A 23,148-nucleotide genomic window follows, 5' to 3' on the forward strand; every position below is an offset into this window, starting at 1 on the left:
AATGTGGAAACAAGGTTTAGGTATTTTTAAAAAGGGTACGTCTATTGAACAGTTTTTTAAACTTGACTCGAATATGTGGGCATTCGAATCCCACAAACATAAGGTTTGTTTGCCCATATCGTTTGGTGGTTCCCTCATAACAGAAGAAAATGTTATAAGGAAATTAGGAACACTTGCACAAAGTAAGTGTTATGCAAGAACAATGAGTCTTAATGAGTTTGCACACAGCCCTCCGCTTATCATTGCTGGGACATCAACTAAAAAAATACCTTCCGGATTATGTGGTCTTTCCCAATTAGTGAAATATTCACCAGATGGAAGCGTGGATATAGAGAAGTCAGTACGTGCTTTTATGGGACATCATAAGCAAACGGGTAAAGACTTCGAAGGCTCTGCATTGTCTTTTTCGCATCAATGGACTCTCTATCACTTTCTTGCTCTTATTTCTGGAAAATCAAGTGTTGTTTTGGCTGACTCAACAGGACTTCCGAATGATCATGAATATACGCATGGTGCTGATGATGAAGTAGTGAAATATGACCCATCAGGTATCCCAGAAGTACATACTTACGAACATGAGGTAACCTTGCAAGATGTACCCTTAATCTCAATACCAGGAAGATTTCATAGGCAAGGTTTTAAGCTGACATTTTCTGCTAACCCTTATTTTATTGATCTGCAAAATAAGTTGTTGCCAGAAGAAGTAAGAGGTTTAGCACAACAAGCGATTCAAGGTTATATGATAGCCAATGCCATACGAAGAACGGGAAGAGAGGTACCAGGTCGTCCCTATATCACATTGGAACAGGCGAATCAAATGCAAAAAAAAGCAATTAGTGCAAATATTGAAGTGATGATTGAGGTGGAGGCTATGAGCACCGAACAGCAGAATCTCTATTTCGAAATTCTTTATAGTTTGCGCGGACAAAAAAAACCAGTGCATCATACTCATATTGAAGTTGAGGAACAAGAAAAAGAACAAGGATTGGAAACACAGTCTAAAAGTACACCAAGGATAGAAGAGATTACTGATGAGGAAGCAAGAGAGTTACAGGAAAAAGAAAGGGATGTCGAAGAAGATGATACTGGCCTCAAAAAAAGGTAATCTAATAGATGGATTTATACTCAAAATCATCAAAAATATCAATAGGATAAGATATGGTGATGAAAATTAATTTGATAAAGTGGTCAAATTTTATTAAGATGGTTTTTGATCATTTATTTATCATTTTTTAATTCAAAGGAGTATATATCTATGATGATGAAGTTTACGCAATCATTTGCATCGAGAAGTCCTATGTTTTTTCAGACTTCATCGTTTTGGAGTCGGGCATACAGTAACCCTGCATTTCGAGTTCGTTTAATGGAAAAAGATGGTGAGCGAATTGGTGTCATCACTTCAAAAGAAAATGATCTTGAAAAGCTATCAAAATTAAAACAAGAGTTAGCAGCGAAAGACTATGAAGTGTACTCAGTAAAACCAGATGAAATTATGGTGGTACAGAGTAAAGATAAATTCCTAAAAGACATCAATGACTCTGCAAAAGTGATTGAGGATAATGCGGCTAAATTTACCCCTTAGTGTTTATAGACCTGAGGCTTCATTAAACCCGTTCTGATGAGCAGACGTCGGGCCGTGGCCCGACTTATTCCTGGTTTAATAAACCTGAGTGATATCAATTTAAGATCGGGTTGTATCGATCAAATATAAATTGATCTCGGTCAGAGCAGAAGGTAACATGTGCGCATGATGCTAAGATAAGAGTTTATTATGTTTTTTAAACAAGAAAAGCCCAGTATTACACCTCAAGATTTACAGCAAGTCATTCAAAATCTAAATGCACAACGTGAGTTGGTAGAACGTCAATTGAAAGAAGGCTCTATATTGCAAAAGACTGCGCAGGAAGAAAAGCAACGTCTATCAATGCTTATTGGAGCTTATAATAATAATCTGATGTCCACATTAGAGTCACAACCAAGCAATTACACCCCATAGAAGTAATCACCTAACCTGCGCTTATTGCCCTCCTCATACACCTGTTATCCCTGCGCAGGGATGACAGAATGTGCGAGGACGATAGGCATTCAGCTATGACTGAAATTGTAGTTTTGTGGCGATTCGTCAGCTCATGGGTATGCATACCTGAGCGATCCCCATCCTTTTTTATTTTTATAGCAGATAGGGCAAAATTAGGTCGACATTTTTATCCATATTGAGGATACTCTAACGTGGTTAAAATTACGCCTTTTCTTTTAATAATAAAAATAAAATGAGGTTTTCCTATGGAACAAAAATTTGATATGGTTGCCCAAGTCCAAAATAGTGCAACTAATACAACTAAAAAAAGAACACATGCGCCTCTCTCACAGCAAATCGACTCTGCTCCACAAGCGACCCCTCCTCCAGCAAAAAAACTCAAATCGAACAATTCTCCTTTAGAGAAATCTTCTCTATCAAAAGATCCAAAGAGTGTAAGCTCAGCACCAGCTCCAATTATAAGAAAATTAATTTCTCCTTATTTAAATGAATTGATTAAGCAAAAAGCTCAAGGTGATCCTAAAGAATATGCCCAAGTGCAACGGGAAATGATACAAAGGAATGAGCATTATAATAGCCACGTTTCCATGCACCACGTATCTGCTATAGGACAACGTGCCGATTTAAAAAAGGAAATAAAAGACACATTTCCTGACAGTCTTAGAAATAAATTTATCTATTCACATCATGTTACTTTTCCATTCACTGTAAAAAAAAATAGTAATAGCTTGCAACGATCGGCTTTCTACCAAAATGAAGTATCTCGACGTGAATTCATTGCCAAAGACGTCATTCCTAACATAAATATAAATCCTGCTTTAGCTGCTCAGAATTTAATTTATTTATACCAACATCATTTGATGTATAGTCTCTTTCTACAACGCAAATCAGGAGAGCAACTCGGTGAAATACTTGTTTATCATATCAACAAATTAGGTTTTGCCTTAGATTCAGCAGAAATAAAAAGATTAAGATCAGCGATTAATACAAGTTACGACCTCATTAAACGGAAAAAGCCTTTTAAGGATATTGTCATGCGCTCTCCTATGGCTCAGATTGAAACTCCTGTTGAGATTCCCCAAGATATGTCGGATGGGGATACTATTGCCAAAATGGTCTTGCATGAAAACCGTAATAAAAAAATTAATATAAATGATACCTTTGATACCCCATTTCCTAGATCGTTAAAAATTGAGCAGGATACTAATTTTTATGATACCAAAGGCAAATTGGTTGGCGTATACCGTATTGGTGCAATGAAACCCGATATGATATCGGATGAATTGCGTAAGGGGTTGTCTTCAATAACCCAAAAACAATTGAATAGAATGGGTGCTGTATCTGCAGAAGAATCCTCTAAAAAAAAACGAACTGATGAAACAGGTCCCCGAAATATCCGCTCAGCTCCATTCGGGGTACTTGGAAAAAAACTGAATCGGATTAGACCCACCAAATTTTCAGAGGCCAAATTTGGGATCGAAGAGGGACTTGCGCCACTATTTGATACGGCTGAAAAAATCTATGCGGATTGTGCTCCTCTTGAATATGCTAAGCGTTGTCGAGTAATAGGGTATGCATCCAGTTTTACTATAAATGGTTCGCATTATCTTTTGGCTGCTGAAGCAAATTTTGATAAACAAACTAATACTCATGTTGACAGCAATAAGTTTCCTATTCATGGTTTAAATCCCTTATTTGTTCTCTATCCATCTGGGTCAAGGCAACGTGATGTTCAAAGAACTTATGAGGGCGCATATACCTTCTTCCCAGGTGTATGTGTTTTTTCCTCGAACGATCCTCAATCTTATTTCGAAGGCATTTATTTTGATCTGAATGAAGGGGACTTATTGTTATGGAACTTCGATAAGTATTTTCATTGCAACACGAAATTAATTCCTATAAATGGAGTAACAGATTCCAGTTGGCACCGTATATCCGTTGTGGGTTTTTCAAAGGGTGAAGCTTTAGATAAAATCATAGAGCCTCTTATATTTGAAGATTCAGATGATGAGGATACTGATCTTTTTAGCGCAGAAGAAAGTACAGATGCTAAGCAGCGCTCAGAGGAATCTTTCATAGAACTTCCTGAAGTCACACAAACAATGGAACACGTTGATTCTCTTCATATTGAAGCGCCAGTAAAAGATTTAAAACAGGACAAGTTTAACAGATTGTGGGAAGAAGGGGATGAAATTTCTGTTTTGGATAGCCTAATGAGCTTGGATTCCTTACTAATATTCGGTAAGGATTCTGAACCCGAGAAGCGCAACGATCCAATGGATCTATCGTTATTTGAGCGCTCTTTGGAGTCTGAAGCGGGAGAGAAAGAAGAAGAGAGTCAATCTCCTGCAGATTCTGCACAAACGAATCCTTTAAGTAGGTTTTTTAGACCTAAAAAAGCATCTCAAGAAGCACCGAGCGCAATGCCGCGAAACGACATGATTCTAACTTAATGAAGAGCACCGGCTAGTACAACAACTGTCTTGAAATGAGTTGTTCATCCAAGACAGTTGTTACGATTACAGCAATAAATTAAAAATTAGACCAATAAGAAATTTATTGGGCTCTATAATAAAAGAAGATGATTTTTAATGTAGAGGGAAATATGCCTAAAGTAGGAATGGATCATTTTGTACTCAATGTAAAAGATATTGATATTATATTGGAATTTTATGAGGAGATTTTGGGATTACATCCAGAGCGAGTAGAAGAATTTCGTGCTGGCAAAATATCGTTCCCATCAGTTCGTATTAACCCAGATACGATTATTGATCTTTTTCCCAAAAAAGCATCGACACACATGGATGATGAACAGTCGAATCATTTAAATCATTTTTGTCTTTCCTTTAATAAAACTGAATGGGACACGGTATATCAAAGAATTAAATCTTGCGGTATCTCAATTGAGGAGGGTCCAGTAGAACGTTGGGGGGCACATGGAAATGGTATTTCGATTTATATTTTGGATCCAGAACATAATAAAATTGAACTACGATATTATCCATAGGCCTTTTTAAGAAGGATCGACCATGCTTAGACTTCGAGTATAATAATAAAGTAGGCAGATGTGCCTTTAGATGTAAATAAGGAGGCAGATGTGCCAGTAAGCGATGAAGAGTATAAAGATTGGCTCATTGAGTTGATGTACGAAGCAAAATATCATCCTGATCCTGGAGGAATGTGCTTCGGCATCGCCAATATGGGTATGCAGGCTATTCTCGCAGAAGAATTCAATCTATTTGAAGAACGTTTTCTAGAACTTATCGACATTTATGATGAGCGTGATGAGATTCATAAGGTTATCGAGATATTGAAAGAGGAGGCGATCAATCCGACGAAGCAATTACGGGATGACCCCAAAAAAACGCTTATAAACACTTTAAAACTTGAAGAAAAACTTCGAGAGCTGAGGAAAACATGGACGGCTCATCTGTTACGCGTAGAAAAGATTGATTTCAGCCAGTTAAAAGAAGAACTGAACAAGAAAGAAAATGAATTTTTATACCCTATTTTTATAGAGCAAGAATTAGAGCAGTGCAAAAATGAATTAGGAAAACTCAAAACGGAGCTTACCAACCCAGAAAGCGATTACCTGGCTTTTTTTGAAGGAACAGAAATATATCAACGACTTTGGTTGCACAGTTATTTGCTTGAAAAGGGAAAGCAAATAAAACAAGACACGCTGCTCAGTGCTCCTCTTGCTCTTTCCAAAAAACTGGAACAAAGTGGAGGAATCTGCAGAATAGGCAGTTTCATCGGAGGCTATAATTCTGATGAATTATTTCAATATTTTTCTACGCTCAAAAAAGAATTAGATGGAATTAAAGAACCCATTGTCCTGATTCTTGGCAGTGGGGATCACGCCATTACCGTTGGATATGATCCGACCAAGAATGAATGGCTATTCGTTAATGGCAGTCGTAAACCGGAACATATCCCAGGAGATAATTTACAAAAAGTTGCCCAAAATATTATGGATGTATTTGCGATGGGCAATCAGTGCTCCTTTGTAACCAATATTTATTGTAATAAATCGAATGAAGAAGAATTTAAAAAACGCATTGTTGCATGGGAAAAGCAACCAAAATTTCAAGAGATACATCGAATCGATGCAAAAAAAGTCAAACAGTCAGGTTCACATTTACTTCTCCTTGCTGCCATGGAAAACGATCCGATCATCGTGAAAAAACTTATAAAAGAAGGGATGAATCCCAATCTTGTAGCGGATGAAAATGGAAATACCCCGTTTTTAATCGCTGTTTGCTGTAACCATATCGAGGTTATGGCAGAATTGCTTGCATGCCCCAAAAAAATAACCATGTCATTGAACGTACAAGTCGATTCTCTGTATAAGTTTGCTCGTGAGGCACAGATATATGAACACTCCATAGACGAATTAGTTAAGAAAAAAATTGGCCGAGAAAAAACCATTGATTCCACTACAGTAATTTCTTTTTCACTGCACGAGCTGGCAACCGCTCTGGGGTATACTGAAATAAGCAATTTGCTGTCTCAATATGAGCAAAAGGAACCCGGAAAAACCAATTCTGATAATTTTGTTTTTTTTAAGACTGAAGAGTATCTCAGTAGTTCATCGATGAGTTCATCTAAGCCATCAGCTGAAAAGAAAACAGCTCTTCCTAATCCATTTGAAAATCATTAAGGTCCGACTTACCCGTAAACACCGTGATCAACACGGTATTCAAAATTTTAAATTAATAGCACAATAAAAAGATACAGTATAAAAAATTTAAAGTTGGCCCAATGAATGAATTGACGCAAATTTTTCCTAAAAAAGTACAAGGTAAAGCTCTAGTGAGATTTGCCATTTTATTCGGGCTATTAGGCATAGGCACTTTGTTTTTTGGGCATCTATATCTGTATGATCTCAAAGAGAAATTTGATCCTATCTTATTCGCTATTTTAATATATGTTTTTTTATTGTCCTTTTTTGCAGGTAGACCAGTTGCAAGTTTAAAATCATTACATAGCTTTTTGTTTGGATTACTCTTAATGTGTTTTTCTATCTTTTTCCACGTTTTTTATTTCAGTAATACTTCAATTGCACATATGCTGTTTCTATTTATCTCTCTTGTTTGTATGTGGGGTATGGGACGTACCTTGTCAGTCATGGTTAATGTTTCTAATTCAGGAGATTAAGCCCTTAGTTCTTTAGTTACAGGATTCAATTATTCGAACGTTTTTGGCTTTATTGTTCGTTTATAGAGTTTACGACGGGGCATTAGAGGACAAGGATTTCTGTACATAAGTTGAACACTATTGTATAATGGTGCTAATAACTTATTATCGATGTATTATGATAACACGTAAACTTGCCCACTATATGTACACGGAATTTGCTAAAACCACAGGTGTAGACAATATTTTGGATACTACTTTGGCGAACGTTTATTTGAAAGATAATAAAGGGCGCTATTTAGACTGCAATCACAACATGTTATGTGTTAACAAGATACCTACAGAAGATATAAAAGGAAAAACGGATTCTGACTTGTTATGGAAAGAACAAGCCTCCATCCTCATGAAAAATGATGCAGAGATTATACAACGGGATAAAGCAAAAACTTTTATTGAAGCAGTGCAGTTGGATGTTGGCCCTTTGCAGTATTACATTAGTCGTAAAGCACCATTGCATACGCGGCAAGGAAAGGTTATTGGTGTCGTTGGAATATCTATTTTGATTGATTGTGATATTTCATTGTTTACGACAATACAAGAAACGAATCCAGTTGCGATTCCAAGCACTATTGATAACGTTAATCCTACTCAAAATTCAAATAGTCAGCTCACACCAAAACAAATTAGATGTTTATATTATTTGGTTAAAGGAATGACAATAAAACAAATTGCGCAACAATTAAATCTATCACCAAGAACAGTCGAAGATCACCTCAATGCAGCGAAGAATAAGCTCAACTGTCATAACCGAGGTGAGTTAATTGCAACCGCATTGCAGTTGCCGATTATTCGAAATCAATTGTAACAAAGCCGGGTTCTTGAAACGAAGCTTGCAACCAGGATTTGCTTAGAACCCAAATAGCAGAAAACAATAGACCCGCACATTAAGGTTCAGGAGGAGGAGGGGGGGGTGATTACTTCAGGTTCAATTCTATCGTCTTTATCTTTTCTCTCCTCCTTCATCTCTGTCAATGCTTTTTTAAGAGAATGTGACGATGTAACTGAAGGCTCGGAAGAAATACGTGGTGCAGTAATCCCTGCTCCAGCTCCTGAGGTAGGGAGTTTAATTGTGGGAGTTCTATTAATTAATAAACCGGACTCACAGTCCCACTCATAAACTGGAACCATTTTTCCATATTGCTTCGCTACTTCCTTTTGAAGTTGCAACGCTTTAAGTAGAAAATCTTCAGGCTCAGATTTTGTCACGGGTGTATCACTAAAAAATTCTTCATTGGACACCGCAACGGTATTAGAATAAAAAATACCTACAACATCACCCGAGCCAATATCAGAGGCGACAATATCATTATTCATCCTGGGATAGTCTGGATCATCTTTTGCTTTTAATAACCAAGCTTCCAGCTCATCTAATGTACTAAATTCTTTTAAAAATTTATCTTGTGACAGAGTAATCACAGGTTTGCCGTCAGGGTCTATTAATGAAAGACCCTCCAAAGCTCCTTGAAGTGTTTGCGCATCTTTATTGAATATTTTGACAGGTCGAGAGCGCGTTCCATCAAATAAAAACCCTACATTTCGTTGCGAAAAAGGATTCATAGGAACCCCCTCCACCAGCAGCGAATAATTTTTACCACCACCTTTTTCTAAGTCAGATACAGCCAGACTTGGATTAAATGTAACAAAACTTTCATTTGTTTCAATTGCTCTCATAAGCGTATGAGGTGCCCTTGGTTCTACCCTAGCTCTACTCATTTTGTCACCTAATAGTGCATATTTTATAGGTTAATTATAGCAAGCGCAGGTCAGATTTTGGCCCGACAAGGTGCGCTAAATCTTAAAATAATAAAAATTGAATGAGTTAATGGATTAAATTTAAGGATTTCCTAAACGTGAGTAATCAATATGATAGGTATCATCAATATTCATCTGATCTTAAGGTAAGTACCTCATGTCCGTTATCAGTGACTAAAATTGTGTGCCCATTGTTTCTCAATTAATTTAGGCGAACTATTTTTCTTAGGTGCTAGTAAAAGGTCCCAACAAACGTTTTTGTAACAGTGTTTCACGCACCTTTGAATTATTGAATAAGCAACCGATATCCTGATCATCTATCTCTTTTATTTTACTTTTGTCGTATGGTGTTAATTCATAATTCTCGATCATGATCATCAATCCATGAAAAAAATAGGCATTATAGAGACTTGCCTGGTGAATAGAAACGGCCTGTTGAAAAGGGTGGTTGTGTTTCCATTATCGTTTGTTGCAAACCCAGGTTCAAATTCTATACTTTCAATAGGTTTTTAATTTTGGAGTAGGGCAATGAAACGTTTGCCACTAGCATGTTTACTAGTTTTAATTTCAATATTCAATTCCGCTTTCAGTGATGATACTTCGAGTGTACCTAATAAGCCTCAAACCAATAATATCCTCGATCAAACAAAACAAAAACTTGATAAAGCTGCTCAAGTTGAGAAGGATAATTTAGAGAAAGGCATTCAGCAAGGCGAGGGGCAATCTGATAAAAGCAATTAATAGCAGGGTGGGTCAGAATGCCCCACCTACTCTAATTGACACCAGGTGCCGTGAATTATTAGCGGCACCTAGTATGAGGAGTTATTCTAATCCTATTGATTTTGGTGGGCAGGAATATGCATTTCCTAAGTTCGTAACGTTAGTTTGTTCAGAGCCACCACTCATAAAACCACCATGCTTATTAAAAGAGCCACTCATGGAACCAGTCACTCCGGCACGATTGGTGACTAGCTGAATGTAGTTTGCACCTAATTTTGCTGCTTTATTCTTAAGATCATTCATTGCCCCTTCTTCTAGGTTACGGTTAGAAGTAAAGCCTCCGGTAAAGAAGTTACCTTGATTTCCAACAACTTGGCCTAGGTATTTGCATCCTTTGGGCACTGGATTGGGTGAAGCAATAATACGCGCTGCTTGCGGATCAGCAGGAATAGAAGCACAGCTGCTAATTAAAATTGAAAGGGTGGTAAGACACAAAATTTTTTTCATTTTTACAACCTTTGTTTTTGTTTGTGATCAAATTGTGCGCATTCATCTTAGTTTATCTCAACTATAAATTCAATAAACAGATTTTCGATTCTGCGGGTCGGGTTGTCGCGAAGTAGGGCTAAATATAAAATTATACGACGTAAGAAATATGTGTCACCGTTAAATTAGATTCCCCATCACCAACTCGTAAGGTCCTACTGTCTCCAACGCGAGCTTTCAATAATGTTTTCGCCAAGGGGGAGATCCAGCTTATTTTTCCTGCATTAATGTCTGCTTCATCCAGACCTACAATTTTGACAGAATGGGATTCGCCTTTTTCATTGATGTATTGGACCGTGGCGCCAAAAAATACTTGAGTCAGACCCACTTGCAGTTTCGGATCGACTATTTGCGCGCTTTCTAAACGTTTTGTCAGATAGCGAATGCGTCGGTCAATTTCACGTAAACGTTTTTTTCCATAAATGTAGTCCCCATTTTCCGAGCGATCACCATTACTCGCTGCCCAACTGACTACTTTCACAATTTCAGGCCTTTCATTACTGACTAAATGACGTAATTCAGTTTGCAACATGGCAAAACCAGTTGGGGTCATATAATTTTTGATGCTTGGTAACTTTGAGTCCGGACGCTCTGGTTCAACATACTCATCATCTTCTTTAGTAAAAGCCTTACTCACCACAAACTCCTATGATAATGGTCGTTATGACAGGTTACTTTAATTATATCACTCATTATAAACAGCTATGAGTCTTTGATTAGTTGAAAAAGCCACTTTTTAAATCATTTTCAAAATCAACTAACCAAGCCGATGAATAGTCTGATTTATAGGTTTTACTTTTCTGTGTTGCCAGCCTTGTGATCGTAGTTACATCTTTTAGTGGTGTAACAGATAGGGTGCCCCATTGTATTAAATTAGTATCATTTATTTTAAAATCTTCTGGAATGAAACCTAAATGGTTGAGTAAGTCTTTAAGTTCTTCTTGTATATCTTTCATCATCCTGTTTCCATTAAAGTTATTATATTATCAGTTCGAAGCAAGGAGCCCGACCCTATTAATCTAAAAAGCACTCTGATTAATAATTAAATGCCCAATAAGGGCTTATTTGCTATTAAGGATTATCTTGTTTATTTATAATTTATAAAAAATTAATTGTAGATAAATCATATGATTAATGAATTTTACTGATAACAAGATAAAATAAATTAATATATTCGACGAGATGTCTGAGAAACACAACTATAATAAAATAAACTTCAATTTGCTAAGGTTCTTATATGCCAAATAAAGATAATTTAACGGCTGTAGATCAAATTGCAAACACAATAACCAGCACATTTAATGATAAAATTATTTATTCCGACCCAATAGAAAAAGATGGCGTCATTGTGATACTTGTTGCTAAGGTCGCTTATGGACTTGGTGGTGGCAGAGATGATGATAGTGAGGGCGGAGGCGGCGGTTTTTTTGCAAAGCCTGTTGGATATATTGAAATAAAAGATGGGAAGACTAATTTTAAGGCCATACGTGATCCATTGACTTACGCTCCCATCATTGCGGCAAGCGGCATAGCGGTATCATTGCTATTAAGAGGTTTAACACGGTTGTTTCGTAAGTGATTGAATATGCTCCTGTGGGTATGGCAGACAACGTGCCCTAGAGAGAAATCTCAAAAAAATATCGAACGAAACAATAGATTTAATTTAAAAATTTAAGCCACAGTCTAGTTGCTCACCACCAGCATTTCCTTAGAATTTATCCAATAGTAAGATAAATCAATTAACGTTATTAGTAATAATTTTAAGTTTTAACACTCAATGTGAATAGGAGCATTTAATGCCAATGGTCTCGATAGAGGTAATCAATGTATTGACCAAAGAAAAAGAAATAGCGCTGATGAGCGCCGTTTATTCTGCCTTGAAAGAAGCATTTCAACTTTCTGATGATGCAATCAATATTCGCCTTTTTGCCCATGAACCACATCGATTTTCCATACCCCCTACAAAAAATAAATCAGAAACTTACAGCCATCCTGAACTCTATACACTGATTACCATCGATTGCTTTGCTGGTCGAACGATTGAAACCAAACGCCATCTCTACCGCCGTATAACAGAACACTTAGAGCAATGCGGTATACCTCAAGATCATATAAAAATCCTTTTAAGAGAGAGCAGCCGAGAAAACTGGGGCATTCTCGGCGGCCATGCAGGATGTGATGTTGATGTAGGCTATAAAGTTGAAGTCTAAAGCGTAACAACTCATTATTAAATAAAGGGGATCCGATATGTCTTATACTGCTCTATTGAAACGTATTTGGGAGTCTGTTTACGATCCCAATTTAGATGTTACTTCAACAGTAAAACACTATTTTCATCCTGGATATGAGCAATGCATTAATGGGGTACTAATGAACTATGATGACTATATTGCTCATGTCATAGAGCAAAAGCAGAACATGAGAATATACGACATTGAATACAAACACATTGTTGAAGCAGGCAATGAAGTATTTGCCCTATATTATCCTAAAGGAATCAATCTGAATGATTTAGCAATTGAAGCTGAAGTGATTGCCTATTTTCAATTCAAAGAACACCAATTACTTAAAATACATGGGCAAGTGAGATTGATTAAAGGAGATTTATCTGATGTTGATATGTAAAACCCATTAAATGCAATTGATAATCATTCTCATTGACATTTGGTTTTTGTAATGTAATGCTGTTCCAACAGTTATATGTCAAAAATTAAAGAGGATTATCATGTTTGATAAAATTAGTGCAAGCTCTCAGTTCGATATATCATTAAGGTTCTGCGTCAACTGTTTAAAAAAATTTTGCCCCAAAACAGAGCAAATAAATTCTGATACCGTGAGATTTTTTGTGCCTACTTTCGATGGATTATTTAGAAATCATTTCGCTTATATTGAGTTACCTAAAAAAGTGCTTGATGTCATTTATCATATTGAAGAGCCTTCTAGTGTTGATTTATCAGAAATAGCTGAGGTATTGCATGTTGAGATAGGGGATTTACCCTCCAGTGAACGAGCGGAAGAGATAAAGTCATTTTACTCCTATTCAACGGAGACTAATTTTCATTTTACTAACTAGATAAAAGTTTAATTGAATTAATAGAGGGTTTTACCCAGGGAGTTCGTTGGCTTGAGATGTGATAAAAAGCGCAATAAATTTTGATTACTTATAATTGGCAATGGTGAATTGTCTTCCGAGGAGGCAGACCACATCCTTGTGGTAGTGCATCGTCCTTGATGCGTTCAAATAATCCTTATTAAGACATCCGCTGTCCTTCCTCGTACTGATTTAAGCATAGCGAATAATTTTAATGAGTTATACTCAAAATAGCGCATAATCATGTAAGAAATCTCTTAATTTGCCAAGCACCTAGAGGGGCAGGCCTTGAATTTTGATTATTTTTTCCTTGCAATGTTTTAATTCATTTATCCTGATCGTCAATAGATTCAGCAACTGTTAATTGATAATTCACAATTCAAGGCCTGACCCTCTAGGTACAACTTTTGGCGATTTTGGACAGAGTTGTCTTTTTTTTCTATTATTAAAATTATATTGACTCATAAGTTCTAACGTGAAATTATTTCTAGACCAAATAGATACAATTCTTGCCGCTATGCGGGATGTTGCAACAGCACAAGGAAAGCAATCCCTAACGGACATACAAGCCAGATCAATTAAAGCACTATATAAATATGTTTTTTCCCACAAGGATGAATTAGCTTTAAATAGGCTCCCTTCAGTTAATCCTGAAAAATTTCCCAATTATTTTTCTTCAGAAGAGATTGCTGAATATGCATTGCGTTTTCTTACTATTGCGTCATTAATGGATGGGGAAATTGATCATGAAAAAATTAAAACCTTGTTCCAATATGCCAAAGCGGTCGGTATTTATCCCCATTATTTACTGCAATTACAAAAAACTTTAGATAATGATATCAATTGGTTAATCAGAGACATAACCCTTAAAAATCTTGAAAGCTTCGATTTATTTCCTAATTTACAAAGAGAGGAGGATATTGACAAATGGCTCTTTCCCTATCGTGAGCACCATGATCCTGGTTTAGTAGCCAAGTATGAGCGTTTACAGAAATTACCGAAGGATTCTTTTGGTTATAGGATTTGGAAGCAATTTAAAGACAATAACTACTTCTTTCCAGGAGAAGAAGAGGGTGCAAATTATGCCTTTATTATGCCTCATGATTCACTACATGTTTTAAGCGGATATGATACTACTCCTTTCGGCGAATTATTAGTTTCTACCTTTACATCAACCATGCTTGAAAAGAACGCGATGGAAGGACATATCATCCCTGTATTTTATTCTTTTTATTTGGGTATTAAAATTAATAATCTTGCAGGGGCATCACGATGCAAAATGAATCCGGAAGCGTTTTGGGAGGCCTGGTATCGAGGTTCGCAAATGCAAGTTAATCTATTTGCGCATGACTGGTCTTTATGGGAAGTTGCCGAAATACCATTAAGTACACTTCGCCAAAAATATTGTGTATTACCCAAAACTATTGAATAAGGGTAAGGAAGGCCCCAACATCACAAAATAGGAGCCTTTTGGGTAGTTGGGGGAATATGCTTTTCTATTCGTTGCATCATGTAGGGGAAAAACCGATAGGATGAAAGTCGAAGGATTGAATCCAAACTTACATTTCGGCATCTGGGGTCAGGTCTTGAACTTTGAATTTGAATATTGTTTATTGAGTTTGAGGAGGTGATTCAAGATTCAAGGCCTGCCCCCAGATCTATTATATGGAGTCTGTCTCACAATCCCACCATATTAACATGATTCATATACACAAAATTTAAAATAGTGTTCTAAAATAAAATTACTTATGGATAAAAGACAATATAATGGAAGCAGAAGAACTTGTTAGTCAATACAAAGAGAAGTGCTTCAAATCATATGAAAATTTCGAACCACAATCTCATAGGGAGATGTTTCATTTTACATCATTCGATAATTTAAAAAAAATTCTTAGCTCTAAGTCGTTACTTCACACAAAAAGCAATGAGCTTAATGATTCTTTAGAAATAAAGTACTCACTTCAATATCTATCAGATATCTTAGATAAAGTGGGATTTGATAGTTCTAATGACTTCCTAAAACAAATGATTGAAAGATATTTTGAAGGTATAGAGATATATGTAACTTGCTTTAGTAAGAAAGTTGATGACTTAAATTTATGGCGTTTATATGGTGACAACGGGCTCGGTGTTTCTCTAGGCTTTAGCCAAAATTTGCCATTCCAGAACGAAACAAACATGAAAATACCAAACATACCTATTTTAACGCATGTTATATATGGTGAAGAAGTTTTTAAGAAAAAAATATCAAAACTAGCTAAAAGAGCACTAACAATTATAAATAGTCAACCTTTTAAATCTTCTAGCCATCAAGAGGAGTTCAAATTAGAGCTCGTTAAATCTTTGTCTTTAGCGGTTATAATGAATACCCTTAATACCAAACACAAGCATTTTAGTATTGAGGAAGAAATCAGAAGTATTTTATTGCAGGGAAAATATGCCTGGTGCTCATACAACTCTAATGGCTGGTATTTTGATGAAAGTGAATTTATTACAATTGCATTACGCAGTATCACATTAGGGCCAGCACACAATAAAGTAAGAAGTACAATTAATTTAGAAGCATTACTAGCTAGTAATGGCTTTGACAGTAATAATATAGAAATTAAGCAATTTTAATCACCGTATATTCATATTGAGTGAACCCAAATCGTGTCCCAAAAAACCATGTTTATGTTCATTAAATCGATTGATAGACATTGGTGTTCACGAAATTGTTAAAAGGGATTTTATAGACACTGCACGGCCACAATGTCCTATGTCTATTAATTTATAAATTAGTAGACATTTGGATCGTAATTTCAATCAATTAAAATTAATTTTAGGAATCAAAGTTTGATTCGTGATTTATATACAATATTTCCTTACACAGTCGGGGCTGTTGTGATAACTTAGTTCTCTTTTCTGTAAAATAATTCCAACTATATTATTGAACAAGGAACTAAGTTGTCATACCGCAAGATAATAGACTCGGTTCTTCTATGTTTGATTTTGCTGAAAGAATTGAAAAAATATTTTTTAAACCATTAACTGGATAGTGGTCTGTGGGATCGGAAACAGAAACAACAATAGGAATGTTATTGCTTCGACGAATAATATTAAAAATATGTCTCAATGAAGCCAGATCATTGCTAATTTGTTCTGTTAGTACACTGACAGAACAATGTTGCATTTCATCATTTATGTGGCATATAAAATTATTCCTTGGATCAGCATACCTTGCTCTTATCTCTTTCAATCGTGTCATAACACTATTTTTTTCACTTTCATCAGTAAATGAAATTGTCGTCCACGCTTTTAAAGAGTCATTTTTAGCATTATAACTGCCAATTACAGTAATGAAATTCATAAAGATAAAGTCTACTAATGTTTTTTGCGTAAATGCAAAATATTGGATTACACAACCTGCCTGAAAAGGCGCCAGCATTGATTGAAGTGGTAATTCGTCAAGATGTTCCTTTCCTAGGGTTTGATACAATGTATTTGCAATTTCAATGGTTGTAATCCGAGCGTCTCTTCTACTTAAAAATTCACTGAGCTTATCTCTATCCATAATATTATTCACCCTGTACGATGATGTTCAAAAAAAGTGATTATCTATTACCCAGAGAATTTTGCCAACCCTGTATATCTTGCCGTTGCTCCATTAGAAACATAAGATCTGTTTTACTATAGTTTGGGCGTGACAATCATTGGAACGAAAAGGTACTTTAAGCAAAAATCATTAAGCAAGCTCTAGCTTTCCAGCAAAATTTAATGGTCTCAATCGACCTTCTGCTACAACTTTAGACAACATAAATGAAAAGTGTCCAAAGAAATTAATATGTTTCCGCCCTAATAGTGATAACTTTGCTTCATCTTCTTCATTTATCACTTCACCTTGTGCGCGCTAGTTTGACATAGGTCTCAGGCTCCATAACTTGCGCCGTGACACCCAAACTTAAATTATTAGTGGGACTAAGTACTTCATTTAACTTTCTTTAATAAATTATCTCAAAAATTTGAATAATTAATTAACTTAGAAAAATTAACCAAATTTATTAACTCATTTGGCTTGATTTTCCGTTGGAGAACAGAGAAGGGCAGGGTAAAATTATAATGCTAGTAACTCCGTAGGGCTTAAATCACAGATTCTCCAATTTGATCCATCGATTCTGTTTGGTACTTTATCATGAGGTGTTTCATCATCTAACTGAATAAATGAATCAGTATCAGGAAAATTTTTAGGGAAAAGGACAAGACAAGGGGATTGAGTTAACTTTGATGGGTATAAAATTCCTTCTATTCCGGCTGAAAAAACCAGATATCCAAAAATTTGAGAATTTGCAGGAATATCAAATAATCTTGGTAGCTTCCGCCAATCGGGATCTAAAAGAGAGCCCATTAACTTTTGTTGGGTGTTGATGAGTTTCGCCGCTTTTAATCCTAATTCCTTAGCCATTGTTTGCAATTCTAAAGAAAGTTTGAATTTTTTAATTAACTTAACAAATGGTTCAAGCGTTTCTTCTTTAGTTAAATCAAAGATCTTATCCAGTTTCCCGCTTATTGATACAATTGTTTCCGATGCAGGATTCGTTAATGCAATCTCACGAGGAGTAAGCTTGTCATTTGGAATTTGACCAAGATGTTCTTGCAATGCAGTGTCTTTATCCTGTGCAATATATAACCCAGAGAATGATGGGACTTCTGTATTCACCTCTTTGCCTGTATTAAATCGACCGCCAATATCAGTTAAACTACCTGCTGTAGATAACGGATGTAATCCATATTTATATTTTACAGCTCTTTGCCAGTGATCAATTGTTTGTGGAACACAAGTTTGAATTAACGCTTTCTTAATCTTATCTTGAATTTCATGTCGCTGCTGCGCAAGTTCAGAATATTCTTTCCAGCGATAGCGTATATGCTTTTCAGTAAGTCGCTTTGCTTCCTGCAATCCTTTAATAGAACCTGATTCAAGCAAATGGTTTATTTGTGGTTTTTTAGTTTTAGATTTACCTCCGTGTGTCATATAAAGTTATCTCTTATTTTCATCTAGTGCATTTTGAATAAAACTAAGTAATTTTTTAAAACGTCCCACGCGAATCATATCTCTTGGTGCCATTCCTCCCAAAAGTGGGTTAGGGATTGAAAACCAAAGAATAGTTTTCTCTGGATCCTGAAAAAACTCTTCAACTAGATTTAATGCTGTTGCCCATTCCTGTAACCGTTCTTTAAGATCAGCGGGCATTTTCTTGGGATCATAACGGATTGAATTAACCGGCACGCTTGCTGCTACGGCAACATCATCCTTTTTATACTTTAAAATATCTACAACTTTTTGTCCGTCTACCATTCCATCATGAAAAAGGTTTAAATAGTCTTTATTTGGTACAGATCTGAATAATGCTGGTTGTGATAATGACATAAGGTTACTCAATTAGTTATTACCTTGTAATTTAAAAATATATATTATATCCATAGTTTTCCACTATTTTTCCATGAATTTACCATTTTTTTACCATGATTGAAAGAGGCGAGATAAAGCTATACAGTGTAATTTTAAGAAAATTTACTAAGTTAATACATTATATATTTTTTAATTTAGAGAGGATCACTGAGGCCAGACTCGATTTGTAAAAACTTGTTTTTTTATATCTTTTTGATTGTAATTAAAATTATGTGTGAAATTATTATTTTAATCAATCGAGTTGGCCCCCTTGGCTGCTTTCTGGTGAAACGATATTAAGTTCTCTCTAATATTCCAATCACTCACTCTATAATTCATGTGCGTAATTAATGGACGTAATATGGAAATAAAAGAAGCTAAAACAAAATTGAAATCTGCCGATTATATATATAAATCCATAGTTTTAAGAAGGGCTTTATACCTTTAATAGGGGGAATTTTGGATACTGTATTTTATACTGGTTACATAAATTTTATAAAAAAAGAAGACCTTAAGTTAATTGAGGAAGCAACTAATGAAGTAAATGAATTTTTGTTCAAAGAACGTCCATTCCCTGATGTTACTTTAGATAATTATGATCCTCTCCTTGTAAAGAATCATTTACATTTACTTCGAGCATCATTGGAGGAAAAATGTAAAAACCTTTCAAGTTTGTTTACTTATTATGAATGGCTTTACCATTTAAGACGACTCCCTTCCGAAATATTTTCAGGCCGGCTAAAAACAACTTCTGGTTATGACAGCTTACTTGCACTCTATATTGCATCGTTCTCTAAAGAAAAAAAAAACTTCGAAAAGGGGCTGAAAGAATAGTTCTATCTCTGACTGCCAAAAAAGTAAAATATATTATTAGATTTATAATTCACATAAAATTTTTGTCGCATATAGATGTATTAATCCGTCGTTCATCAAAAGGTGTGAAGTTTATAGAACAAAGAAATGATTGGCATCCTTTAGAAGTTGAAGATGAATATTTAAAACAGAGCATTTCAATCTATGACAAAAGAATTGAAAGAACCTTTGGTAACCATGCAAGTATTTTAAGCGGAACTGGTATCTCTGCAACTGATTTTTTAAGTTACAATAATTCTATTTGCGCTCTACCTACTGTTCTTCTTTTATATGCGAATATAGATCAAGATTTGCTAGTTGTTCCTCTAGGAAAAGAAAAAGTAAAAATAAGAAATCCCAGGTATTGCATTGGCTTCCAAGAATATAAATCACTACAAGAATACTTTGGAGTAATCGGTAATGATGCTTTTGATTTCGAATCTATAATGGTAAATGCTACCTTTTTACTTCTCGCTCTGAGCTTTCTTATTTTAAAAAATATAAAGTTAGTAAGCTTTTACAATATTGGTTATGTTCTATTTGATAAGCTAAGCTTTAAAAAATTTGTTGAAGTAAATTATCAAGAAGTTAAAGATGTTATAGAAACAATATTCCACCAAACAATAAATTTCAATTACCAGCATGTTCTTTCATGTATGAAAAATAGATCCAAATCGGGTTGCCCTTTTTTTCCTCCAGGCTATTTTGATATAGGGGGAAATCAACTATGTATTGATCTCGATACCTGTACTTTAAGGCTAAATAAGCTACTCGAACATAGAATGCAAACTGGCTCAGAAGCTAATTTACGAGCTATTCAATTTGAACAATCTCTTCAATCCCTCATCAATTCAAGTACACTCGAGCCCGATGAGTACATTAAATCTATAATTAAGAAGAAACATATTAAATTTAAATCAAAACCTATAACCGATATTGATGCAGCATTTTTTTATAAAGATGTTTTGGTTCTAATATCTGCAAAAAGCTATATATTTAATTCAATTTACGATCAAGGAGATTACGAATACATTAGGAACATCAAGGATCGAATTGAGAATGATATCCAAAAGTGGAGATGTAAAATTGAATTTATTAAAAATAATCCAGTAGGTGATAATTACGATTTTTCCAATTATAGGGTTATAGACGGGCTATTATGTACACCTTCTATTTTTTTCATTGGGGCTAATTACTACAAATCTAAAATAAATTGTGGACTTAATGAATATCAATCAGCAGTCGAGCTTTATACTTTTTTGGAGAAATATAAAAAACTATCTTAAACTTTAAAAAACTCCAATATGATTCTAAATAAATTAATTATAATTAGGGGAGGGAGGCGAACAACATCGATAAAATTCTCTTAAGTCTGATTACTGTGAAAAGTAGACTTTAAGCAGGAAACTATCTCGAAATAATTCAACACTTAATATTTTGGATTCTTAATCATCTACCTTTTCATTAGTTATGATACTATTTTTAAGAATCCTAAAGATAAGATGAGCTAATTTTCGCATATAATTGTTTTGAGCTTTTGGCTTAAGAATACAATATTTTTTTCATTTTATTTTTTATTTCATGGTGCACGATTCATAAAATCGAAATGTCATTATTATTAATTGGCTGGATTTGAATACAACCTCTTAAAAACTGGCCTTCAAAACTAAAGTCACTGGAGTTATTTTCATGGAAGCAAAATGTAAATCTTGGATCTAATTCTGCAAGATTGCGTGAGTTATTAATAAGACTATTATCTTTTGGAGGATAATTGTGAAAATAGTTAAATATAATATTATCTGAAATTTCAGAAAAAACCGTCCCTGATAAAAGGGAATCACTTTTAGACATTTCTTCAACAAATTTACTCAAGATTCTATGAACTATATCGATCTCTTGGTTTGCAGTAACACGTTCGTTTTTCTTAATAAGACAATGGGGTGTAGTTGGATTTTGCATTGAGTAATAGACAGGTTCTTTTTCATTTTCATATATTAATGAGTGTGGAATCATAACTGTCGGAATTTTTCTTAGTTGAAATGCATCAGATATAAATTTTTGTATGTTTTCTAATGGTAACAAATTTTCTGTTATGGCAGGTATATATCCTGGATGCTTACCTAATGCAATTTTAATTAAGTGAATAGCTGTATTCGTTAAATATGGCATAGAGATTCTAAGGTTTCTATCCTTCTGTACTTTTGAATAGAAAATATCATAATATTCACTATTAGAGCTAAAAGAATCATTAATATTTTTTCCTTCAAGTATATAATTTTTAATCTCAATCCATGCTGGATCAGAACGTAAATGAGTCACCCAACTTTCAGAGAAATATGCCAGACAGGATTTCCATTTTTGATTATTATATTGATTGATTGCTACAAATAGATCAAAGTGATCTACATATCTTCTTGGTGTGGTTAATTCCTTATTGGTAAGTTTTGAAAGTTTATTGATGCCATTATGATTATTGATGCTTGGTAGCATAAATGCTGTTCTTGCACCCGATGTTGCCTTAAGAATCCCATTGGGGCTATAACTTCTTCCGCTTTGATTTTTTAAAAGTATACCTTTATTGAAAATTGTGCCTGGTCCGCAAATTTGGAATGGAAACAATTGATCATCCAATTCACTAAAGTATTCAATGTGCTTGTCAAGAATTATTCCGAGCGGGGATGAGTTCATTCCATAACTAAGATCCTTAGATATTTCTTTATTAATATTTGAATCAGATAATTTGACGTGACCTCCATCACATAGAGGCAAATACGAATTTTTAGTATCACCTTTTAGCATCCCATAAGGGAAGTAAATTAAATAAATTGGCATTTTTTGATTTGGGGATACAGCATCTATTAATTTGGAAAGATGAGGATCAACTTTTTGAAATTTACTTCTTACTTCATCCCACTGTGTTTTGACTACTCCATTCTTTTCATCAATTGTCGTAAACATGCACTTAAATCCTTTAAAAAAACCCTTTTTAAAAAGGGGTTTTATTAACAATTAATAACAGCGCTTTTTAAAGTGGTTTGGTTGAAAAGTCAAGTATGGTTGAATGCCTGCACGAGATAACTGAACGACATTAGTAATTTGAAAATACAAAAAAAGGAGCAATCATGTTAGTCACAATGTTAAAAGCGAAAATTCATCGGGCCACAATAACTCAGGCGAATCTGAATTATATAGGAAGTATAACTATTGATGAAAATTTATTATTAGAAAGTGGAATACAAGAAAATGAAAAAGTTCAAATTGTGGATATAAATAATGGTTCTCGATTTGAAACTTATGTAATCAAAGGACGCAAAGGAAGTGGTGAGATTTGTGTGAATGGGGCTGCTGCAAGACTTGTTCACGAAGGTGATAAAATTATAATCATTTGTTACTGCAACCTTAATGAACATCAGGTATCAAATCATATCCCCAAAGTTATTTTTATGAATGAAGATAACACCATCCATGGGCGTTCAGACCAGGAACTACCTAATACATTGTTTGTAAATTAATGTGATCAAA

General features: G+C 34.9%; 26 protein-coding genes. 18 read left to right on the forward strand and 8 right to left on the reverse strand.

Annotated elements, in window-relative coordinates; translation table 11 throughout:
* Nucleotide 1 precedes the first annotated feature (1 nt).
* The 8 genes from Lstg_RS06370 to Lstg_RS06405 all read left to right on the forward strand — a co-directional run bounded on the left by Lstg_RS06370 (nucleotide 2) and on the right by Lstg_RS06405 (nucleotide 8,042).
* Entirely contained in the window at nucleotides 2-1,105 is a 1,104-nt protein-coding gene (locus tag Lstg_RS06370; RefSeq protein WP_058476833.1) for a hypothetical protein, read from the forward strand.
* A gap of 150 nt (nucleotides 1,106-1,255) precedes the next feature.
* On the forward strand, nucleotides 1,256-1,582 hold the full coding sequence (locus Lstg_RS06375; RefSeq protein WP_058476834.1) for a hypothetical protein: 327 nt from the start codon (nucleotides 1,256-1,258) through the stop codon (nucleotides 1,580-1,582).
* Nucleotides 1,583-1,771: 189 nt separating this feature from the next.
* Entirely contained in the window at nucleotides 1,772-1,996 is a 225-nt protein-coding gene (locus tag Lstg_RS06380) for a hypothetical protein (protein ID WP_058476835.1), read from the forward strand.
* Between the two features lie 287 nt (nucleotides 1,997-2,283).
* On the forward strand, nucleotides 2,284-4,491 hold the full coding sequence (locus tag Lstg_RS06385; protein WP_058476836.1) for a hypothetical protein: 2,208 nt from the start codon (nucleotides 2,284-2,286) through the stop codon (nucleotides 4,489-4,491).
* 152 nt (nucleotides 4,492-4,643) lie between these two features.
* Nucleotides 4,644-5,045, forward strand: coding sequence for a VOC family protein (locus Lstg_RS06390; RefSeq protein ID WP_065235607.1), 402 nt, complete (start codon nucleotides 4,644-4,646; stop codon nucleotides 5,043-5,045).
* 90 nt (nucleotides 5,046-5,135) lie between these two features.
* Nucleotides 5,136-6,701, forward strand: a complete 1,566-nt coding sequence (locus Lstg_RS06395) for an ankyrin repeat domain-containing protein (protein ID WP_058476838.1) — start codon at nucleotides 5,136-5,138, stop codon at nucleotides 6,699-6,701.
* 101 nt (nucleotides 6,702-6,802) lie between these two features.
* On the forward strand, nucleotides 6,803-7,198 hold the full coding sequence (locus Lstg_RS06400) for a hypothetical protein (RefSeq protein WP_058476839.1): 396 nt from the start codon (nucleotides 6,803-6,805) through the stop codon (nucleotides 7,196-7,198).
* Nucleotides 7,199-7,355: 157 nt separating this feature from the next.
* Entirely contained in the window at nucleotides 7,356-8,042 is a 687-nt protein-coding gene (locus tag Lstg_RS06405; protein WP_058476880.1) for a helix-turn-helix transcriptional regulator, read from the forward strand.
* 86 nt (nucleotides 8,043-8,128) lie between these two features.
* On the opposite strand, the gene Lstg_RS06410 is transcribed toward Lstg_RS06405, so the two are convergent.
* The gene (locus tag Lstg_RS06410) at nucleotides 8,129-8,950 is read right to left on the reverse strand and encodes a hypothetical protein (RefSeq protein WP_058476840.1); all 822 of its coding nucleotides are present in this window, start codon (nucleotides 8,948-8,950) and stop codon (nucleotides 8,129-8,131) included.
* A 567-nt stretch (nucleotides 8,951-9,517) separates the two neighbouring features.
* Here Lstg_RS06410 and Lstg_RS06415 point away from each other — a divergent pair.
* A complete protein-coding gene (locus Lstg_RS06415) occupies nucleotides 9,518-9,730 on the forward strand; it encodes a hypothetical protein (RefSeq protein WP_058476841.1) in 213 nt (70 codons plus the stop codon).
* Between the two features lie 81 nt (nucleotides 9,731-9,811).
* Here the strand turns inward: Lstg_RS06415 and Lstg_RS06420 are convergent, their stop codons facing one another.
* The 3 genes from Lstg_RS06420 to Lstg_RS06430 all read right to left on the reverse strand — a co-directional run bounded on the left by Lstg_RS06420 (nucleotide 9,812) and on the right by Lstg_RS06430 (nucleotide 11,214).
* A complete protein-coding gene (locus Lstg_RS06420) occupies nucleotides 9,812-10,216 on the reverse strand; it encodes a DUF4156 domain-containing protein (protein ID WP_058476842.1) in 405 nt (134 codons plus the stop codon).
* 130 nt (nucleotides 10,217-10,346) lie between these two features.
* The gene (greB, locus tag Lstg_RS06425; RefSeq protein ID WP_058476843.1) at nucleotides 10,347-10,892 is read right to left on the reverse strand and encodes a transcription elongation factor GreB; all 546 of its coding nucleotides are present in this window, start codon (nucleotides 10,890-10,892) and stop codon (nucleotides 10,347-10,349) included.
* 79 nt (nucleotides 10,893-10,971) lie between these two features.
* Nucleotides 10,972-11,214, reverse strand: a complete 243-nt coding sequence (locus Lstg_RS06430; protein WP_058476844.1) for a hypothetical protein — start codon at nucleotides 11,212-11,214, stop codon at nucleotides 10,972-10,974.
* A gap of 278 nt (nucleotides 11,215-11,492) precedes the next feature.
* Here Lstg_RS06430 and Lstg_RS06435 point away from each other — a divergent pair, with 278 nt between their 5' ends.
* The 6 genes from Lstg_RS06435 to Lstg_RS06460 all read left to right on the forward strand — a co-directional run bounded on the left by Lstg_RS06435 (nucleotide 11,493) and on the right by Lstg_RS06460 (nucleotide 15,965).
* On the forward strand, nucleotides 11,493-11,834 hold the full coding sequence (locus Lstg_RS06435; RefSeq protein WP_058476845.1) for a hypothetical protein: 342 nt from the start codon (nucleotides 11,493-11,495) through the stop codon (nucleotides 11,832-11,834).
* 217 nt (nucleotides 11,835-12,051) lie between these two features.
* Nucleotides 12,052-12,465, forward strand: coding sequence for a tautomerase family protein (locus Lstg_RS06440; protein WP_058476846.1), 414 nt, complete (start codon nucleotides 12,052-12,054; stop codon nucleotides 12,463-12,465).
* A 37-nt stretch (nucleotides 12,466-12,502) separates the two neighbouring features.
* Nucleotides 12,503-12,880, forward strand: coding sequence for a hypothetical protein (locus Lstg_RS06445; RefSeq protein ID WP_058476847.1), 378 nt, complete (start codon nucleotides 12,503-12,505; stop codon nucleotides 12,878-12,880).
* Nucleotides 12,881-12,980: 100 nt separating this feature from the next.
* Nucleotides 12,981-13,328, forward strand: a complete 348-nt coding sequence (locus Lstg_RS06450; RefSeq protein ID WP_238585385.1) for a hypothetical protein — start codon at nucleotides 12,981-12,983, stop codon at nucleotides 13,326-13,328.
* A 493-nt stretch (nucleotides 13,329-13,821) separates the two neighbouring features.
* Complete coding sequence (locus tag Lstg_RS06455) at nucleotides 13,822-14,778, forward strand: hypothetical protein (protein ID WP_058476849.1); 957 nt, start codon at nucleotides 13,822-13,824, stop codon at nucleotides 14,776-14,778.
* A 335-nt stretch (nucleotides 14,779-15,113) separates the two neighbouring features.
* On the forward strand, nucleotides 15,114-15,965 hold the full coding sequence (locus Lstg_RS06460) for a DUF2971 domain-containing protein (RefSeq protein WP_058476850.1): 852 nt from the start codon (nucleotides 15,114-15,116) through the stop codon (nucleotides 15,963-15,965).
* A 322-nt stretch (nucleotides 15,966-16,287) separates the two neighbouring features.
* On the opposite strand, the gene Lstg_RS06465 is transcribed toward Lstg_RS06460, so the two are convergent.
* The 3 genes from Lstg_RS06465 to Lstg_RS06475 all read right to left on the reverse strand — a co-directional run bounded on the left by Lstg_RS06465 (nucleotide 16,288) and on the right by Lstg_RS06475 (nucleotide 18,753).
* Nucleotides 16,288-16,899 carry a hypothetical protein gene (locus tag Lstg_RS06465; RefSeq protein ID WP_058476851.1) on the reverse strand — a complete coding sequence of 204 codons (612 nt, stop codon included), beginning with the start codon at nucleotides 16,897-16,899 and terminating at the stop codon, nucleotides 16,288-16,290.
* A 540-nt stretch (nucleotides 16,900-17,439) separates the two neighbouring features.
* Complete coding sequence (locus tag Lstg_RS06470) at nucleotides 17,440-18,357, reverse strand: RES domain-containing protein (RefSeq protein WP_058476852.1); 918 nt, start codon at nucleotides 18,355-18,357, stop codon at nucleotides 17,440-17,442.
* Nucleotides 18,358-18,363: 6 nt separating this feature from the next.
* Nucleotides 18,364-18,753, reverse strand: coding sequence for a hypothetical protein (locus Lstg_RS06475; protein ID WP_058476853.1), 390 nt, complete (start codon nucleotides 18,751-18,753; stop codon nucleotides 18,364-18,366).
* A gap of 480 nt (nucleotides 18,754-19,233) precedes the next feature.
* Here Lstg_RS06475 and Lstg_RS06480 point away from each other — a divergent pair, with 480 nt between their 5' ends.
* Both Lstg_RS06480 and Lstg_RS06485 read left to right on the forward strand, forming a co-directional pair.
* On the forward strand, nucleotides 19,234-19,608 hold the full coding sequence (locus Lstg_RS06480; RefSeq protein WP_058476854.1) for a hypothetical protein: 375 nt from the start codon (nucleotides 19,234-19,236) through the stop codon (nucleotides 19,606-19,608).
* Between the two features lie 62 nt (nucleotides 19,609-19,670).
* Nucleotides 19,671-20,912, forward strand: coding sequence for a hypothetical protein (locus Lstg_RS06485; RefSeq protein WP_133129200.1), 1,242 nt, complete (start codon nucleotides 19,671-19,673; stop codon nucleotides 20,910-20,912).
* Nucleotides 20,913-21,219: 307 nt separating this feature from the next.
* On the opposite strand, the gene Lstg_RS06490 is transcribed toward Lstg_RS06485, so the two are convergent.
* On the reverse strand, nucleotides 21,220-22,584 hold the full coding sequence (locus Lstg_RS06490; protein ID WP_058476856.1) for a hypothetical protein: 1,365 nt from the start codon (nucleotides 22,582-22,584) through the stop codon (nucleotides 21,220-21,222).
* Nucleotides 22,585-22,748: 164 nt separating this feature from the next.
* Between Lstg_RS06490 and panD the strand changes: the two genes are divergently transcribed.
* On the forward strand, nucleotides 22,749-23,138 hold the full coding sequence (panD, locus tag Lstg_RS06495) for an aspartate 1-decarboxylase (RefSeq protein WP_058476857.1): 390 nt from the start codon (nucleotides 22,749-22,751) through the stop codon (nucleotides 23,136-23,138).
* Nucleotides 23,139-23,148 lie beyond the last annotated feature (10 nt).

The sequence above is a fragment of the Legionella steigerwaltii genome (assembly GCF_001468065.1).
GTDB classification, from domain to species: Bacteria; Pseudomonadota; Gammaproteobacteria; order Legionellales; family Legionellaceae; genus Legionella; species Legionella steigerwaltii.

Excerpts from the sequence above, each read along its gene's own strand:
- Lstg_RS06370 (WP_058476833.1), top strand. The coding sequence starts at position 2 with ATGTGGAAACAAGGTTTAGGTATTTTTAAAAAGGGTACGTCTATTGAA.
- Lstg_RS06375 (WP_058476834.1), top strand. The coding sequence starts at position 1,256 with ATGATGATGAAGTTTACGCAATCATTTGCATCGAGAAGTCCTATGTTT.
- Lstg_RS06380 (WP_058476835.1), top strand. The coding sequence starts at position 1,772 with ATGTTTTTTAAACAAGAAAAGCCCAGTATTACACCTCAAGATTTACAG.
- Lstg_RS06385 (WP_058476836.1), top strand. The coding sequence starts at position 2,284 with ATGGAACAAAAATTTGATATGGTTGCCCAAGTCCAAAATAGTGCAACT.
- Lstg_RS06390 (WP_065235607.1), top strand. The coding sequence starts at position 4,644 with ATGCCTAAAGTAGGAATGGATCATTTTGTACTCAATGTAAAAGATATT.
- Lstg_RS06400 (WP_058476839.1), top strand. The coding sequence starts at position 6,803 with ATGAATGAATTGACGCAAATTTTTCCTAAAAAAGTACAAGGTAAAGCT.
- Lstg_RS06405 (WP_058476880.1), top strand. The coding sequence starts at position 7,356 with ATGATAACACGTAAACTTGCCCACTATATGTACACGGAATTTGCTAAA.
- Lstg_RS06410 (WP_058476840.1), bottom strand. The coding sequence starts at position 8,950 with ATGAGTAGAGCTAGGGTAGAACCAAGGGCACCTCATACGCTTATGAGA.
- Lstg_RS06415 (WP_058476841.1), top strand. The coding sequence starts at position 9,518 with ATGAAACGTTTGCCACTAGCATGTTTACTAGTTTTAATTTCAATATTC.
- Lstg_RS06420 (WP_058476842.1), bottom strand. The coding sequence starts at position 10,216 with ATGAAAAAAATTTTGTGTCTTACCACCCTTTCAATTTTAATTAGCAGC.
- Lstg_RS06430 (WP_058476844.1), bottom strand. The coding sequence starts at position 11,214 with ATGATGAAAGATATACAAGAAGAACTTAAAGACTTACTCAACCATTTA.
- Lstg_RS06435 (WP_058476845.1), top strand. The coding sequence starts at position 11,493 with ATGCCAAATAAAGATAATTTAACGGCTGTAGATCAAATTGCAAACACA.
- Lstg_RS06440 (WP_058476846.1), top strand. The coding sequence starts at position 12,052 with ATGCCAATGGTCTCGATAGAGGTAATCAATGTATTGACCAAAGAAAAA.
- Lstg_RS06445 (WP_058476847.1), top strand. The coding sequence starts at position 12,503 with ATGTCTTATACTGCTCTATTGAAACGTATTTGGGAGTCTGTTTACGAT.
- Lstg_RS06450 (WP_238585385.1), top strand. The coding sequence starts at position 12,981 with ATGTTTGATAAAATTAGTGCAAGCTCTCAGTTCGATATATCATTAAGG.
- Lstg_RS06460 (WP_058476850.1), top strand. The coding sequence starts at position 15,114 with ATGGAAGCAGAAGAACTTGTTAGTCAATACAAAGAGAAGTGCTTCAAA.
- Lstg_RS06465 (WP_058476851.1), bottom strand. The coding sequence starts at position 16,899 with ATGGATAGAGATAAGCTCAGTGAATTTTTAAGTAGAAGAGACGCTCGG.
- Lstg_RS06470 (WP_058476852.1), bottom strand. The coding sequence starts at position 18,357 with ATGACACACGGAGGTAAATCTAAAACTAAAAAACCACAAATAAACCAT.
- Lstg_RS06475 (WP_058476853.1), bottom strand. The coding sequence starts at position 18,753 with ATGTCATTATCACAACCAGCATTATTCAGATCTGTACCAAATAAAGAC.
- Lstg_RS06490 (WP_058476856.1), bottom strand. The coding sequence starts at position 22,584 with ATGTTTACGACAATTGATGAAAAGAATGGAGTAGTCAAAACACAGTGG.
- panD (WP_058476857.1), top strand. The coding sequence starts at position 22,749 with ATGTTAGTCACAATGTTAAAAGCGAAAATTCATCGGGCCACAATAACT.